At 49.6% G+C, this 16,159-nt stretch carries 9 protein-coding genes; 4 read left to right on the top strand and 5 right to left on the bottom strand.

The window, feature by feature from the left end; translation table 11 throughout:
• Positions 1-96: 96 nt before the first annotated feature.
• Positions 97-1,602 (top strand): leucyl aminopeptidase, encoded by a 1,506-nt coding sequence (locus tag PBN151_RS00285; RefSeq protein WP_072727203.1) that lies wholly within the window; start codon positions 97-99, stop codon positions 1,600-1,602.
• Between the two features lie 91 nt (positions 1,603-1,693).
• Here PBN151_RS00285 and PBN151_RS00280 read toward each other — a convergent pair whose 3' ends face one another.
• Positions 1,694-2,698, bottom strand: coding sequence for a DMT family transporter (locus PBN151_RS00280; RefSeq protein WP_072727202.1), 1,005 nt, complete (start codon positions 2,696-2,698; stop codon positions 1,694-1,696).
• A 203-nt stretch (positions 2,699-2,901) separates the two neighbouring features.
• Between PBN151_RS00280 and PBN151_RS00275 the strand changes: the two genes are divergently transcribed.
• The gene (locus PBN151_RS00275) at positions 2,902-3,807 is read left to right on the top strand and encodes a LysR family transcriptional regulator (RefSeq protein ID WP_072727201.1); all 906 of its coding nucleotides are present in this window, start codon (positions 2,902-2,904) and stop codon (positions 3,805-3,807) included.
• Between the two features lie 493 nt (positions 3,808-4,300).
• Here PBN151_RS00275 and PBN151_RS00270 read toward each other — a convergent pair whose 3' ends face one another.
• From PBN151_RS00270 to PBN151_RS00260, 3 genes are all read right to left on the bottom strand, one after another.
• Positions 4,301-5,044, bottom strand: coding sequence for a YwaF family protein (locus PBN151_RS00270; RefSeq protein WP_072727200.1), 744 nt, complete (start codon positions 5,042-5,044; stop codon positions 4,301-4,303).
• Between the two features lie 122 nt (positions 5,045-5,166).
• A complete protein-coding gene (locus PBN151_RS00265) occupies positions 5,167-6,960 on the bottom strand; it encodes an ABC transporter ATP-binding protein (RefSeq protein WP_072727199.1) in 1,794 nt (597 codons plus the stop codon).
• Positions 6,957-8,702, bottom strand: coding sequence for an ABC transporter ATP-binding protein (locus PBN151_RS00260; RefSeq protein WP_072727198.1), 1,746 nt, complete (start codon positions 8,700-8,702; stop codon positions 6,957-6,959). Before PBN151_RS00260 ends, PBN151_RS00265 begins: the two co-directional genes overlap by 4 nt.
• A 390-nt stretch (positions 8,703-9,092) precedes the next feature.
• On the opposite strand from PBN151_RS00260, the gene PBN151_RS00255 reads away from it, so the two are divergent.
• Positions 9,093-13,751, top strand: a complete 4,659-nt coding sequence (locus tag PBN151_RS00255) for an S-layer homology domain-containing protein (protein WP_072727197.1) — start codon at positions 9,093-9,095, stop codon at positions 13,749-13,751.
• A gap of 234 nt (positions 13,752-13,985) precedes the next feature.
• Positions 13,986-15,800, top strand: a complete 1,815-nt coding sequence (gene pepF / locus PBN151_RS00250) for an oligoendopeptidase F (RefSeq protein WP_072727196.1) — start codon at positions 13,986-13,988, stop codon at positions 15,798-15,800.
• Between the two features lie 176 nt (positions 15,801-15,976).
• Here pepF and PBN151_RS00245 read toward each other — a convergent pair whose 3' ends face one another.
• Entirely contained in the window at positions 15,977-16,150 is a 174-nt protein-coding gene (locus tag PBN151_RS00245; protein WP_021254529.1) for a FeoB-associated Cys-rich membrane protein, read from the bottom strand.
• Positions 16,151-16,159: the final 9 nt, after the last annotated feature.

The following is a 16,159-nucleotide window of genomic DNA, read 5'->3' as shown; positions in this document are numbered from 1 at the left end:
ATGTCTGCCGTTATGAAGCCACAACGATCAGGGTTGTGGTACAATAAGGGAGACATTGGCATTCATCATTTTTTAATACAAAGGAATGATCACATTATGAAACTAGCAAATGCAACATGGATGAATGATGTACAAATTCAAGCTCAAGCACTTGCATCTGCTCAGATTGAGGCAGACGCTGTTGTAGTCATTGGTACAAAAGCTGAATTCGAGAATGCATCTGGATTCCCAGGGGCCGAAGCCTGTGCGGCAGCGGTTCGTAGCGGATTGTTCGAGGCAGATTGCTGCAAGACTTATGTAGTAGCTACAGGAGAAGAGAAGACTCCTGTTCTGATTGCAGTAGGACGCAAGGAAGAAGCGCTGACAGAGAAGCAAGTACGTCTTAGCCTTGCTGAGGCTGCTCGTGTAGCGGTGAAGCATCGCCTGAGCCGTGTAGCGGTTATCGTACCGGAACAGCTTGTACAGGCTGATGCGGCAGCAGCGCAATCGTTCGCACATATGATGGTGGAAGGCTTCCTCTTGGGAGCTTATCAGCGCGTTACCTATAAGAAAGATGCGAAGCCAGCTCATACCTTTGCATCCCTGAACCTGTACGCAGCGGAACTGGCGACAGAAGCATGGAACGAAGGCATTAAGACGGGACAAGCTTATGCGCTCGGTACAACGTATGCGCGTGACCTGACGAACTTGCCAGGGAACGTGCTTGTTCCTAGCACACTCGCAGAACAAGCGTTAGAACTGGCTGAACAGTTCGGCTTCGAAGCACACGTGCTCGATGAGAAGCAGATCGAAGAGAAGGGCATGGGAGGTCTGCTCGGCGTTGGCAAGGGCAGCGTGAATCCTCCACGCATGATTGTTCTGAAATACCAAGGCACGGACGAGTGGACAGATGTATATGGCATCGTCGGCAAGGGAATTACGTTCGATACAGGCGGTATTTCCTTGAAGCCTTCTGCGAAAATGGATGAAATGATCTGTGATATGGGCGGCGCAGCTGCAATGCTCGGCACGATGTCCGTAATTGGACGCCTTCGTCCACAGAAGAACGTGATCTGCGTGATTGCTTCGGCAGAAAATATGCCTGCTGGCAATGCGTTGAAGCCAGGTGATGTGATTACATCCTACAGCGGACGTACCATTGAAGTGCTCAACACAGATGCGGAAGGACGCCTTGTATTGGCTGACGGCATGACGTATGCGAAGGAGCTTGGCGCAAGCAGGCTGATCGATGCAGCAACGTTGACTGGTGCTGTCGGGGTCGCGCTCGGTTCGATTACAACAGGTGTTGTAACGAATGATGATGCCTTCTACGATACGTTCAAAGCGGCTGCATCCCGTACAAATGAACTCGTATGGCAGCTTCCTTCCAATCAAGAGTATTGGGATATGCTGAAGAGCGACGTTGCGGATCTGCGCAATGCTATTCCAGGTGGAGCAGGAACGATTACAGCTGGCTTGTTCGTCGGAACATTCGCTGACGAATTGCCTTGGATTCACTTGGATATTGCAGGGACTGCATTCCTCGCATCCAGCCGTGGCGTTGATCCGAAGGGCGGAACTGGAGTTATGGTTCGGACAATTGCAGAGACAATTCTGTCGTAATTTACAATTACTGTTATTTGAAGGTGTACCGCTTGCGCGGTACACCTTTTTATTCGTTCGGGGCCTACGTTAGTTCGTGCAAATGAATGGATTAACCAGTTGGTGCATGGGAACGCTTCTTCGGAAGACGGCTTCGCACTTCGGCTGTTGATTTGGCTGTCTTAGTCTCCGCCTCTTCCGATGCACGGCGGCTCAACAGATTATTCACGATTAGAGCGCTGACGATAAGCAGTGTGCCGAACCACTCTGCAGAAGATACCTCATAACCCTGTATGACGGAGATAATGAACGTCGTTGCAGGCACGAAGTTAATGAACAGCATGCCATTAATCGGCTTCAACAATTGAACCCCTTGAATCCAGCTCAGCAAGGCGAGCAGTCCGGCTACGAGAATCATGAAGCTCATCTCCGGAGCAATCGATACAACCGTGCTCACAGATGGAGCATCGACGATGCCTAGAGCAGTCATGATGAGAACGATGGCCAGTGTTGTAAATCCGCCGTACAGCGAGCTCAAGGTAGAGAAACGAAGTGCAGACCATCCAGCGAACTGTCCGCTGCTAACGGTGTATATGACCCACCCTGTAATCCCTGCAAATACAGACAAGAGTGGAAGCAGCTTCAGTCCCCCATTTGCAAGGGAGTGTAGATCTCCTTTCGTCACGACGAAGACAACTCCAATAAATGCGGTGATCACACAAGCAAGTGTTGACATCTTTGGCATTTTGCGCGTTACGAGCCATACGAACAGTACAGCCAGCATCGGCATGAACGATTCCATGATGGAGGCGAGCAGAACTCCTGATTTGCCGAGCTGCTGTTGTCCCCAGAATACGCCGAAGTTATAAATAGTGAACCCGAACAGACCTAGCAGCCATATTTTGAAGGTTTGTCCCTTTGTATTGAATGCTGCCTTGCCTTCCTTGAACAATAACAGTGCAGCTAGTAATAGGCCGACGATACTGTATCGAATTCCGGAGAACCAGAACGGATCGATATGATGCAGCGCGCTCTCGGCAATCGGGAACATTGCTCCCCATGCTACTGCTGCAAAGAGGCAAAACATAGCTCCCTGCCAAAAATGTTTCTTACTCATGATGCCACTCACTCCCACTCCACACGATGCCAAGCGTTATCTGTATCTGTAATAGAGATTGCTTAACAATTCCGTTTATAGTAACGTTCGATAACAACTGAAATTCATATTATGACTTTTCTGATATCTTGTAAAATAATTGAAAGTGATTTAAGATATCACTAATAATGATATCTAACATAGAGTGTGAAGGAGAAATTAGGATGGACTTGAGTGACATTCATATTTTCATGTCCGTCGTCGAGCATGGAAGTGTCAGCCGTGCGGCTGAAGAGATGGGGTATGTGCAGTCGAACGTAACGGCCCGCATCCGTGCATTGGAGCAGGAGGTTGGGCATCCGCTGTTTCATCGCCATCGCAGGGGCATGACCTTGAATGCGGAAGGCCGCAAGCTGCTCTATTATGCAGAGCGGATGTCCATGCTCATGAGTGAAATGAGGAAGGCGTTCCAAGACAGTGAAGATCCTGTTGGCAGCCTGCTGATCGGTTCAGTAGAGACGGTCGTCGGACTGCCTGATATATTAAGTCTGTTCTATCAGAAATATTCGAAGGTTGACCTGTCGCTTATGGCGGGGGTAACGGACAAGCTGACGGAAGAAGTGCTGGAATACAAGCTGGATGGGGCATTCGTATCCGGTCCGGTAACGGTATCGAACGTAGAACAGTACCCAGTGTTCGATGAGGAATTGGTGCTCGTATGCGGCAAAAGTGCCGTAGACGGGAAGCAGCCGTTATTCCATGTGCGGGAATTGCTGCACCGCCCGCTGCTTGTCTTCCGCAAAGGCTGCGGATATCGAGCGAAGCTGGAGCAGTGGATGCAGCTCGAGGGAATTTCGCCAACGAAGGTGATGGAATTCGGGACACTAGAGACGATTATCGGAACGGTTGTAGCTGGGCTCGGCATAACAGTTGTCCCTCGGGCCGCAGTAAGACGTCTAGAGAAAGAAGGCGAGCTGCAAGTTTTCACCATACCGAAACCGTTCAATATGGTATCCGTTGTCTATATTCGCCGCAGTGATACGTATATGGGGGAAGCGGAACGCCGCTTTATGGAGACGATGGAGGAAGTACGCGAGAAGCGTCGGATACAGGAGCATATGTCTGTATAAGAGTAGCTGGAAACTTGAAATTAGTAGTTTATTTCAATTGATTAGTGGCGGCAATCAGGTATAATATGTAATAAGAGCGATACAATAAATAAGGAACGGACTGCCATCCGTTCCCAGTACAAACATCTTGAGTGGATTTTCCCCTCCATAAATTTCATAAAGCTATAGAGAAGTAACCCACGGCGGCTAACCATGAGTGGTTACTTCTTTTTTCTATCCATGTACGTCAGTAGCGCGACGAGAAACGTAGCGAACATGATAACATTGGAGAAGGAGAAGTTCATAGACTCACCTCCTTTCCGGAGGGAGCCAACCACTCAAGGTGTGTTGTACATTTCTATTATACAAGCTAGAGGAATAAATTGTAATCTATCATAGCGATGAATATGATGATTACGATGAAAATAAGAGAAAGGATTGTGCGGAGGCACAGTCCTTTTTTTGATATGCATGATCATTTCGCAACGGCTGCTGCTCCAATAGGCACTCTGAATCAGCCTCGCAGATTTTTATCCGTACTGCTGCTTGTACGCAGTCGCCCTGCGATAAGAAATGGAAGATACAAGACAATGAACATTCCTAGTGCAACGCCCTCGAGTGACAGAAGATACCACGGGTAAGGCCCCAGCACATCCATTAAGGAAGCAGTTTCCGGCTTGTGAGCCAAGAACATGTAGTTCCCGCCTGTTATATAGTTGACACCCCCAACTACAACGAGCAGAACATTAAGGAACAGCATTGCATAACCGATTGATTTCCACGTAGGCCGCACATTTTCTACCCAGACCATATACAGCACCGCGAGGATGATTGCGATATGGGCGATGAAGAACTGGACGAATCGGAAATGCGGGAACGGATAGTCCAGAGCTGGTGTTAGCAGAGCCTGGAGTGCTCCCCCGATACCGGTAAAATAAACAATATGGAATATCTTCTTGCTTCGGAACAGGAGCATGAGCACACACATGTATAAGGAGATGCTGCATAGCTCGAACGGGAGTGTATCCGCCGCACGGAATATCCCTGTTGCCACATACCATATATTCAAGGTTACTTCTGATAGGACGAGCAAACTTATTAGGATGCATCTGCCGTATCGGTTATGTCTCTCCTGTCGAAACCAATGACGCCATCGATATAAGAGGAGCACTGTCACGATAAATAGAAACAGTGCCCCCATATGTGCTGAAGAGAATGCCTTGAACGTGTCTGCTGCCTGTGGAGAGAACCAAGACATGGAGATGCCATCCTCCTTTTCACATGGGATTCTTGCTAGGTTTCTTTATGCAGATGAAGCATGAGTTGTGGTAGAGCCATTAGTAAGCACTACGTAGTAAGTTGTAACTAATGATCAATCCACTAGGAACTGATCAGTTCCTCCTTCGGCACTTCCTCCTTAGAGGACTGCTCGCCTTGCCAGAGCAGCTGCATTTCTGCACATGTTGCGAGCAACTCATGCAGTGTCCCTTCTGCCTCGATGCGGCCATCCTTCATTACGATAATATGATCAGCCCTGCTTAAGGCAGCGCGGCGGTGCGACACGGCAATGCAGGTGACGTCACGCTCGGTGAATAATCGCTCCCAGAGCAGCTGCTCGGTCTCCACATCAAGGGCGCTGGACAGATCGTCAAACAAATACAGATCAGATTGTGTCATCATCATCCTTGCCGTTGCCGCCCGTTGAATTTGTCCGCCGGAGAGCATTACCCCGCGAGGCCCTACATACGTATCAAGACCATTTTCAAGCTGTTCCATATCCCGCTCCATGACTGCTAGACGAATGGCGTGCTCCAATGCATCTTTCTCTCGATCATGACTGCCCATAATGATATTTTCCCGCAGCGGGTCGCTGAATAAGCGAGGCACCTGCGGCGTATAGGCTGCTTTGGGCGGGGTGAGAAATGATGCAGGATCAATCTCCTTCCCGTTCCAGCGTATCGTTCCTTCTGATTTTTTCAGCAGACCAAGCAATGTACGCATCAGCGTGGATTTCCCCGAACCGATCCTACCGGTAATGACGAGGAACTCGCCTCGATTCACGCGAAATTGAATATCGTGAATGCCATGTTCAGAATCCGGATAGGTGAATGATACCTGATCGACCTCCAAGGATTGCAGCCGTTCTGAATCATTAAGGGTGCGAACGGGTGGTGCCGGGGGATCTTCATCCAGATAAATCTGGCTGTGCTCCACGACACGATCCTCTTCTCCCGGCTGGAACAAGATGCGCATTCGATCGAGAGATACTTGCAGGCGCTTATGTTGAAAAACCATAAAGCCGAACAAGGATATGCTAAAGGCAAAGTTCGTCAGGTAGGAGGTAAATAGGGCGAAGTCTCCTACAGAGAACCGTCCTGCCTGCATTTCTGTTGCGCACATCAACAGAATTCCGCCCGTGCTGATGGTAAGTACATGCTGATTCAACGACTTCATCCATTGCGTAAATAGCGTATCCTTAAGGGCAGCTTGACGACGATCCTCGTTCAACTTGACGAAGCGCTGGTGCACATGACGTTCAGCCTGCCCAAGCTTCAGTGCTTGCACTGCCCCGAATATCTCTGCGATGAAGCCCGTAATCTTCGATGTTGCTTCTCGATTCTGCTGACTATAGCGCCGTGCACGATTGCCCGACAGGTTGTTCAGCACGGTAACAGCAAGCAGTGGCAGGATTGCAACTACGGTAATTTGCCAATTGATGTTGGCCATAATGATGATGGATACGATGGTGAAGGCCAATCGCCCCCAGAAGTCGACCCATGATTCCACGTAATCCACGACTTCATTCACATCGTCGCGGAAGCGGCTGGCAGCATCTCCGGGGGAAGCCGGAAGATGGCGTCCCGGCCAACGCATAATGCCTGCCAGCATGTTGGTGCGCAGTACTGCTTGGATATGATAGATATAAGTGACCCACTGGTAGAATGCTGCAAAAAACACGCCAACCCGCAGTATGCGTACAAGTGCGATAACAATTAACGGAACCGCAAGCCACATATAATCATGAGATTGTGAAGTGGCGCGATCAAAAAACCACTGCATGCCGAGCCCGACGAGCAGGGGGATTGCGTGAAACATGCCCCACATGATTCCGTTTACAAGAAAGAGCATCGGTCGGAACTGGAACAAGCGAGTGATAAAGCGCGTTACGGTCATGCCAATTCCTCCTCCATTCCCGTTCGAAGCAGTCTCGCATAGTGCGAGGATGGAGTGCTCGCAAGCTCCTCGCGTGAGCCGAACTCGACAATTCGTCCATGCTGTAACACCATGATTGTATCGACCTGTTCGAGCGTTGCCAAGCGATGGGCGATGACAATGCCCGTACACTGTTCCATCAGCTGATCGACTGCAACTTGCAGCATTGCTTCTGTTGCGGCATCCAGCCGTGATGAAGGCTCATCAAGCACAATAATACTTGGATTCGTCAGAAATACACGGGTCAAGGCGAACAATTGAGCCTCACCTGCGGATAGCGAAGTACCCCCCGAGGACAAATGGGTATCGAGTCCATTAGACAGTCCATCAATCCATTGCCGCAGACTGAGCCTCGCGGTTGTCTCCAAGATGCTCTCGTCCGATACATTCGGATCGAATAAGGTTAGATTGTCGCGCAGCGTTCCGTCAAAGAGCTGCACGTCTTGCGTCACCATTCCTACGCGGCGGTACAGCGTCTCCAGCTTCAAGCTGCGAATATCCTCGCCGCCAATTCGAATGGTTCCGCTGTTGATGTTGTATAGACGAAGCAGCAGACGGCTAATGCTGGACTTGCCGCTTCCCGTACGGCCAATGATGCCCAGTCGCTGGCCTGGCTGAACGTTGAAAGTGATGTCGTGAAGCACGACCTTATCTTCGTTATAGCCGAAGGTAACCTGCTTGAATTCCAGACCGAGTGCTCCATCTGGCAGCTGCGTCTTCGTTCCATCTTCAATCTCACTGCGAAGGGAGAGGAGCTCGCGAGCGCGAAGCATGCCGGATTTGGCTTTTTGGAATTCCTGAATTTGATCTCCCAGCTGCTCAATAGGCGTATTCAACATTTGCGTATATTGGAATATGAGAAACAGCATTCCGAGCGATATTTGACCGATCAAATAGTAATGGACGCCCAATAACAGTACAACCGTCACAGCGATCGAAAAGAGTACGACTGTGCTATTCCATGGAATAACCCGCAGCATCCAAGCTTTGCGGCCGGATAAGAACACCTTCCGCATCGCACCATGGAATCGATTCATGACATAGGGCACAGCCCCATTCGCTTGCACATCCTCAATACCCGCGATTCGTTCCTCAATCAAGCCGAATAAGGCGGCGCTTGCAGAACGTTCGTCCTTGGAGCTATTCACGCCCATGTTGCGAATAAATACCATAGAGCCGATGGAGAGAAGCGTAAATATAGTCATGACAGCTGCAATCGGCCAATTAACGGTGAACATGTAGCCTAGAATACCGATGAGCAGGATGAAGCTGCCGATGACTTGCGCAATGAACATGGCAAAGAAGTTGGACATGCCGGTTACATCGCCGTCTATTCGCTCGATCATCTCGCCAGGCGTCTTGCGGTTATGGAAATGCATATCCAATCCGAGGCAATGCCGCAAGAGATCACCGCGCAATGTATTGGTTGCGCGCCATGAGATATCATTGCCAACATAGCTTATCGCAACCGTAATAAACTGGGTGAAAACAGCAATGAGCAGATAAATGCCTGCAAGTGTGAGAAGGGTGGATATTGCACCTTGAGCTGCGGCAGTATCGATGAATTGCTGCACAAGCTGAGGATTAATGAGCTGACATGCAGTGGATACGAGCAGCATAATCAGCAGCAGCAGCAGCCGGCCCCTTACCGGATATAGATACCGAAGCAGCCAAGTCATTGATATGGATGTGTTCTGGGACATAAGATGACCTCCAATCTGTGAACGACATGAGGCTTCTACGTCATGCGAAGGAAGAAGCGTCGAATGAAATAATTTCTATCATACACTAAATAATGGCAGCTGCAAGATAAAAAATGAATTAAGAAGTTTATTCTCTGACTATTCCGTAGGGGCGTTCGGGATTCGCATCGAGTAGAAGGTTTCAAATATAGGAAGACTACAAAAATGAACATGATTTTACCAGAAAAGGTAATGCGAAACCGCTTATGATGTAAGCGTTTTACCACTACAATGTGGAGGCAATCATTACTGTAACGAGAAGGTCAAAAGGGGGTGAACATACACACGTGATTGCTATGCGTGTATCAGCGCATAGATCCTAAATTGTTCTCCTGAAAGGTGGTAATCGTAATGAGATACATCTTGCTGAGACCGTTGTCCATCTGGCTTGTTGCCATTCTCCTTTTCTCCACGCTGCTGCAGGCCGTGCCTAATTATGCGCAGGCTGAGGCGGATCTGCCCCCAATCGAACAACTGCTTCTTCCATCGGGTGAGGCAGACCCTGTCACCATCGTCTCGCAGGATGCAACGCAGTCGCTTGTAATTAGCGATATTAATTCCCCCGGGGATTCATTAGCGAACAAAACCGATTACTTGGCCTTATATACGAGTGGAGCCGGTGTGACGAATACGGTGTACGGCAATGAAGTGTTCGTCAAAAAATATGATGTGGCCCTCGTGGTCAATCGTCACAGTGTTGTAGAAGCTGTATATGGCCCTGATGCTGATCCTCCGGTGTCATGGGATGACGACATAAGTATTGCTATTCCAGAGGAGGGCTATATCGTGCTCTCTGGTGGAACCACTTGGGACTCTTCGATTTATCAAAAACCACTATTCCATCATTACGGCGTTGGAGATCACATTCGATTAATGAGAGGCGGCAAGGAAGTGACGGCAGCTGATTTCCGCAATCAGAAGCCTGAGCCTGAACTGAAGCCTGAACTGCATCTCGTTACCCCTTCGGATCCAACGGTAACGGTACCCATGATTGCGGTCAAAGGCTATGTTGCGAATTATCGAGAGAACCAGAATATTCAGGTTGTCATCGGTGGGAAGCAGGCGAGTATTACCGCGAACGGTAGCTTTCTGCAGCAAGTGTATCTGACCTTAGGTGCTAACCTTATCACGGTGCGCTTGTTGCAAGGCGATACAGAGCTGGCAGTGTCCAACATCACCGCAACCTATGAACGCTCCGGGCAGGGCTCAGACTATATCGAGGTTGAGGCTGCTCCAATCGATGTCACAATCGAAATTCAAGGGCCTCGGCATAAAATTGATGCTGTAGACGAAGACATCGCCGCACACGGAAATGTAGTTGCCTTATTTACACGTGATTATGGCTCCTCGCTTGTCGTTCCTCAATACAATGTTGCTGTTCAAGTAGACGAACATAATCGTGTGCTTCGTGTCGTCAATCCTTCTATTAATGGCAAGCCTCCTGTCTGGACGGGGCCAACTACTCTGGAAATCCCAGATGGCGGTTATGTATTAATGGCACAGGACGACAGCTATACGACGAACTTCATCAAACGGTATCTAGCGGTTCATTTCAAGGCGGGGGATCAGATTAAGCTTCGCAAAAACGGAGAGGTAGTCTCTGTTAAGGATGTGAGAAGCGGCAATGGAGCGATTGCAAGACTGATGCTGGATAATGAGCTGATGTATACCGTAACAGACAACCAGACGGTGGTTACTGGGCGGATTGTAAATATCGATCATCCGGAGTCAACGGCATTATTGATCCATGGGAAGCAGGAGACTTTCGCTGCGGATGGTACCTTCTCAGTTCCCGTTACGCTGGGCAGGGGTACGAACTATGTGGATATTGTGGTTATGAAAAACGGAAAGGAACAGGATAAGCGAAATATGGTCGTGTTCAGCAGACCGGGATTTGCACCTGAGAAGGACATCATTCTATGGGTCGATCAGGCAGCGAATGCTCGGAAGTTCCAATCCAGCGAGCAAGTGCTGGCCTTCCTGAAGAAGGCAAAGGACTTAGGCGTGACGACAGTCGTCTTCGATGTGAAAGGGGTAGAGGGGTTCGTATCCTATAAGAAGAACGATCTGACCGGAAGACCGTACGTCAGCGAGATAAAAGCGCCGGAGAAGGCGGGCTCGAATCCGAATCTCGACCTGCTGCAGGAATTTATTACGCATGGCCATGCGCTTGGGTTAAAGGTGCACGCATCTCTGAATGTATTCGCGGAAGGTTCGACCGCCCATAACGAATACGCAGTGCTCGATCAGCACTTGAATTGGGAGGAGCGTATATACGTTCCAGAAAACAACGGGGAGATCAAACGTCTTCGGGAGAGCGCGAAAAAGGGGCTCGTTGCATTCGTCAATCCTTCAGACGATGAGGTGAGAGCGTATCAATTAAAAACGTTCGAAGAGGTGATCAAAAACTACGATGTCGATGGAGTCGTCCATGATCGAGGGAGATATGATAACGAAACGGCTGATTTCAGTGACGTCACTCGGATCAAATTCGAGCAGTTCCTGCAAGCAAGGGGCAAGCAGTTGCAGAACTGGCCGGCCGATATTTACCGATATGAGCAGAACGTCCGGGTATACGGGTCATTGATTCAAGACTGGTGGGAATTCCGTTCCGGGACGATCAAGAGCTTCTTTGCCGAAGTGAAGGCACTCGTTGATTCCTATGAAGTCTCAACGGGACGGACGATCCAAGTGTCCTCCTATGTAGGCTCTTGGTATGAAACGTATTATTTGAACGGTGTCAATTGGGGGAGCCGTAATTTCCGCTATGACGCACGCTTAGGGCTGCCTGATCAATCCGTCTATACACCGGAATATTATGATACGGGCTATATTGAATACTTAGACTTCTTAATGATCGGCGCCTACCAGACGACCAGTAAGGAAGTGAAGAAATACATCACGCTTGGCAATATCGTGACCAATGGAGAGATTCCGCTGTATGCGGGGATATCCCTTGTCAATGTGCAGACTCCGTCTGTGCAGCGGGAGGTATTTCAGGCAGGATTGGCTACAACGAATGGCCTAATGTTGTTCGATGCCTCCCAGATCAACTGGCCCATTGCTTCGGCGGCCCTCCGGGATGAGGAATATGTGAAGAATTATCAGCTCGGCATCAGCTTGCCAGGCAGCCCGGATTCATTCATGGAAGGGAGCTATTATAATGTGAACCGAGTCGAGGGCAATGTGAATGTGCTGACTGACGCGTTCGGTTATTCAACGGGCACGAATCAATTCGGGGTCGAGGTTGTTGTAGATGCCGGCGGTAAAGTGACGAATGTAGTTAATCGTAAACAAGCGATCCAATGGAACTGGGCTGTACCGGAGCAGAACAACAGTGTCATTCCGCAGGGAGGATTCGTCATTACAACCGTCGATCCTTCTGGGACGCGAACGCTGCGCCAGCTTGTGGCGAACGCGTACGACGTGGGTAACTCGATACGGGCAGCTGTACTTAGTGGATGGCAAGACGATGAAGGGCGGCAGACTTCGAACCGCGAGATAGTGGTGGAGGGTCAGGTTGAGGTGCTGGGCACAGGGAAGGCTGAGGTGTTTTTGAATGGTAAGCCCGCGATTATTGACGCAAGCGGCGGCTTCAAATCCAACATCCCGCTATCAGTTGGCCGGAACAGCGTAACGATTACTGTGTTTGTAGATAAATATAAGACGAACAGTCGGACGATTGACATCATCCGCACCGATTCAGGCGGCACGGGTTCGAATCCATCTAGCGGTTCGGGAGCTGTCTCGCAGCAGCCTGCGACACCGAACAAACTAGAGAGGCTGTCCATTGCTTATCGACAAGATCGGGATGGTCGTCAAGTGACCGCAGCGAAGGTAAATCTTGCTCCGATGCAGGAAGAGATCGAACAGTTCAAGAAACAAGCTTCTTCATTGTCTGACCCTATTCTGAAATATTCGATTGCGAATGTGCAGGATGTGCTTGAAATTAGCATTCCCGTGCTAGGCGTGGTGCAAGCGGCGGAGGAGCTTCCACAATCCAGCTTGCTCATCGAATCGCCGCGAGGTGTCCTGAAGCTGCCGCTTCCCGCGATGAAGTCCGCGCTGACAGGCATCAGTAATCAGAAATCTGGGGAGATTCAGATTCGTATCGGGACGTTATTGCAAGAACAGGATAGAGCACTCCAGCAACGATTAATGCAGGATGGTTCCAAGAAGATAGGGACTGCGATCGAAATTGGATTAGTCTTGAAGGAAGGGGAAGAAGTGCAGGCGATTGCGTTCAAGGGGGAACGGGCGGAATATCGATTCAAGCTTCCAGCGACTGCAGTCGATCGAAATCGAATGACGGCAATTGATTATGATGGGAAATCACGAAGTTACGCGTTCGTCCCTGCCTTATTTGAATCTCGTGAAGGGGATTTGGAAGTGCTGCTTAAGCTATCGGGGACGGGGATATACGGCACTGCAGAAGTGCAGCCGCCAATGTTCACGGACATACAGGGACACTGGGCTGAGCAAGATATCTTATTGCTGGCATCCAAGCTGGTCGTGAAGGGAACGAGTGATACCCGCTTCTCGCCGGGAGAGCCGTTGACGCGTGCCCAATTTACAGCGATGCTTGTGCGAGCGCTCGGCATGAAGGAGAAGGCAGGTGTGATGCCATTCGTTGATGTCCAGTCGCAAGATTGGTATGCAGGTGCAATAGGAGCAGCGGTAGAGCAGGGACTGATTCAAGGCACGGACAGCAACCACTTCAGCCCGAATGCGCTGCTCACGCGTGAGCAGATGAGTGTGCTCATACTACGAGCTGCTGAGATTTCTGGGGTAAAGGATACCGATGTGAATACGGAGGCAATTCTCCAATCCTTTAAGGATCAGAATGAGATTGCCGCATGGTCTAAGGATGCTGTAGCTGCGGTCGTGAGCAAAGGACTTATGGAAGGGCGCAATACAAACTCTTTTGTCCCGAATGGAACTGCTACGCGCGCTGAAGGCGTCGTTTTGCTGAAGAGACTGCTGCAGCAATCCGCATATATCAATCGTTAGTAATAGGGAATGAGTTAGGATCGATTCCTTCCCGAACCGTTTCATGATGTGGAATTGAAAAGGAGCCCTTCACCCTAGGTTGCAAATTAGCTGGTGTGGAGGGCTTTCAATGGAGGGAATTCGAACCTCCAACAGGCGCCCTTTATAATCAATCTCGATTCGCAAGGAGGGAGGAATCGTAGTAGAATAACAGTATGCACAACTACCACTTTTGGGAAAAGGAGCGATGGACGAATGGCGACGCAAGCAACGCGTATGAAACGATCAGAAGTCCCTCTGGAAGCGACATGGAGATTGGAGGATTTATTCGAATCCGAAGCAAAATGGCTTGAGGAATTGCAAGCGATTACAGCTGATTTGAGTTCAGTCACCCGCTTCACAGGCAAATTGCATGAGGGTGCTGGTACATTGCTGGCTTGTCTGGAAGCAATGGATGTCATTTGGAGCCGTGCACAGTTATGCGGCAGTTATGCACATTTGCGGTTGACGGAAGACAGCACGAATCCAGTGAATCAGGGAAATAACAGCCGTGCGCAGGATATGATGGCTGAAGTGTCCGTTGCTCTATCCTTCTTCGAGTCTGAATTTAGTGACATGAGCGACGATGCATTGCCTGCATATTATGAAGAAGAGCCTAAGCTTCTGGAATTCAAGCCCTATTTGGATCAGATTGCAAGCAAGAAGCCATATCGGCTGAGCAGCGAGACGGAATTGACGCTCGCAGCGCTTGACAACGTCTTAGGAGCTCCGTACAAAATTTATAATCAGATCAAGCTTTCGGACATGTCGTTCGAATCAATTACCGATCAGGAGGGTACGACGTACCCGCTATCTTTTGCATTATTTGAGAATCGATATGTGGAGTCTCCGAATACATACTTGCGCAGAGAAGCATTCCGGTCATTTTCCGAAACGCTGCATTCATATCGCAACGGGGTTGCAGCTTCATATGCAACAGAAGTGAAGAAGCAAGTCGTGCTGGCGAAGCTTCGCGGCTATGATCATGTAACCGATATGCTGTTGCATAAACAACAAGTGACACAGCAGATGTATCACGCTATTTTAGATACGATTCAAGCCGAGCTGGCTCCGCACATGCGGAAATGGGCAAAGCTCAAGAAACGTGTTCTCGGTCTTGAGGAACTCCGCTTTAGTGATCTGAAGGCGCCATTCGACCCTGAATACGATCCGGAAGTTTCGTTCGAGACAGCAGCGCAGCAGGTAGTAGAGGCGCTGCAGGTCATGGGGCCGGAGTACATGGCAATTATGCAGGATGCCATCCAAAATCGCTGGATTGACTATGCGGATAATGTAGGCAAGTCAACAGGGGCATTCTGCTCATCAATTTATGATTCCCATTCCTACATATTGATGACATGGACAGGAAGCATGCGAGGAGCATTCACTCTGGCTCATGAGTTGGGCCATGCGGGGCACTTCATGCTGGCACATAAACATCAGCGGATATCCAATACACGTCCATCGCTTTATTTTATCGAGGCTCCGTCCACCATGAACGAGATGCTGCTGGCTGACTACTTGTTCCGTCAGTCGTCGAATGATCCTCGGATGAGACGCTGGATTATTACGCAGCTGCTGAATACGTATTATCATAATTTTGTAACGCATTTGCTCGAAGGTGAGATGCAGCGCAGGGTATATGAGCTTGCTTCACAGGGAGAGCCGCTTACGGCTGATCTGCTGTCGCAGCTGAAGGGGCAGGTCCAGAGCGATTTCTGGGGCGATGCCGTTGTGATGGATCCAGGTTCGGAACTGACTTGGATGCGTCAGCCGCATTATTACATGTCTTTATATCCATATACGTATTCAGCAGGTTTAACAGCATCGACGGCAGCAGCCAAGCGCATCCGCGAGGAAGGACAGCCGGCAGTAGAACGTTGGCTGACGGCGCTGAAGGCAGGCGGTTCCTTGCCTCCATTGGAGCTGATGAAGCTGGCCGGTGTGGATATGTCCGATACGAATACGATCCGAGAAGCTGTATCGTATGTAGGCGAGCTTGTTGATGAATTGATAAGCTTGTACGAGTAATGGAGTTTTTGTTGTGGTAGAGAGTAAGGAATGGTAACAGCTATCTTCGCATGAGGTGTATGCTGCCTAATTAGGGACTGGGCATGGAGCGAGGAGCATGCAGCAATTATAGAGGTAAACAACAAAGAACAGTAGCACGAGGTTCATCTCGGCTACTGTTCTTGTCATTACAGCTATTAGTCAGCGTCAGCTGCATTTGGATGTGGTTGTGTGGAGCATCCGGATGAGCAGGAGCGGTTCAATGCGCATGAAGCACAAGCTCCTTGCTTCGATTTACGCACGTGGCGTACAACCATCCACAGTGCATACGCAAATATGATCATCACAATGCCAATTTCCGGCCACGACATGCGATTCAC

This window comes from Paenibacillus sp. NAIST15-1 (assembly GCF_001894745.1).
GTDB lineage: Bacteria > Bacillota > Bacilli > Paenibacillales > Paenibacillaceae > Paenibacillus_B > Paenibacillus_B suaedae.
Note: the sequence above shows the minus strand (reverse complement) of the source record. Positions and strands in the feature narration are given on the sequence as shown.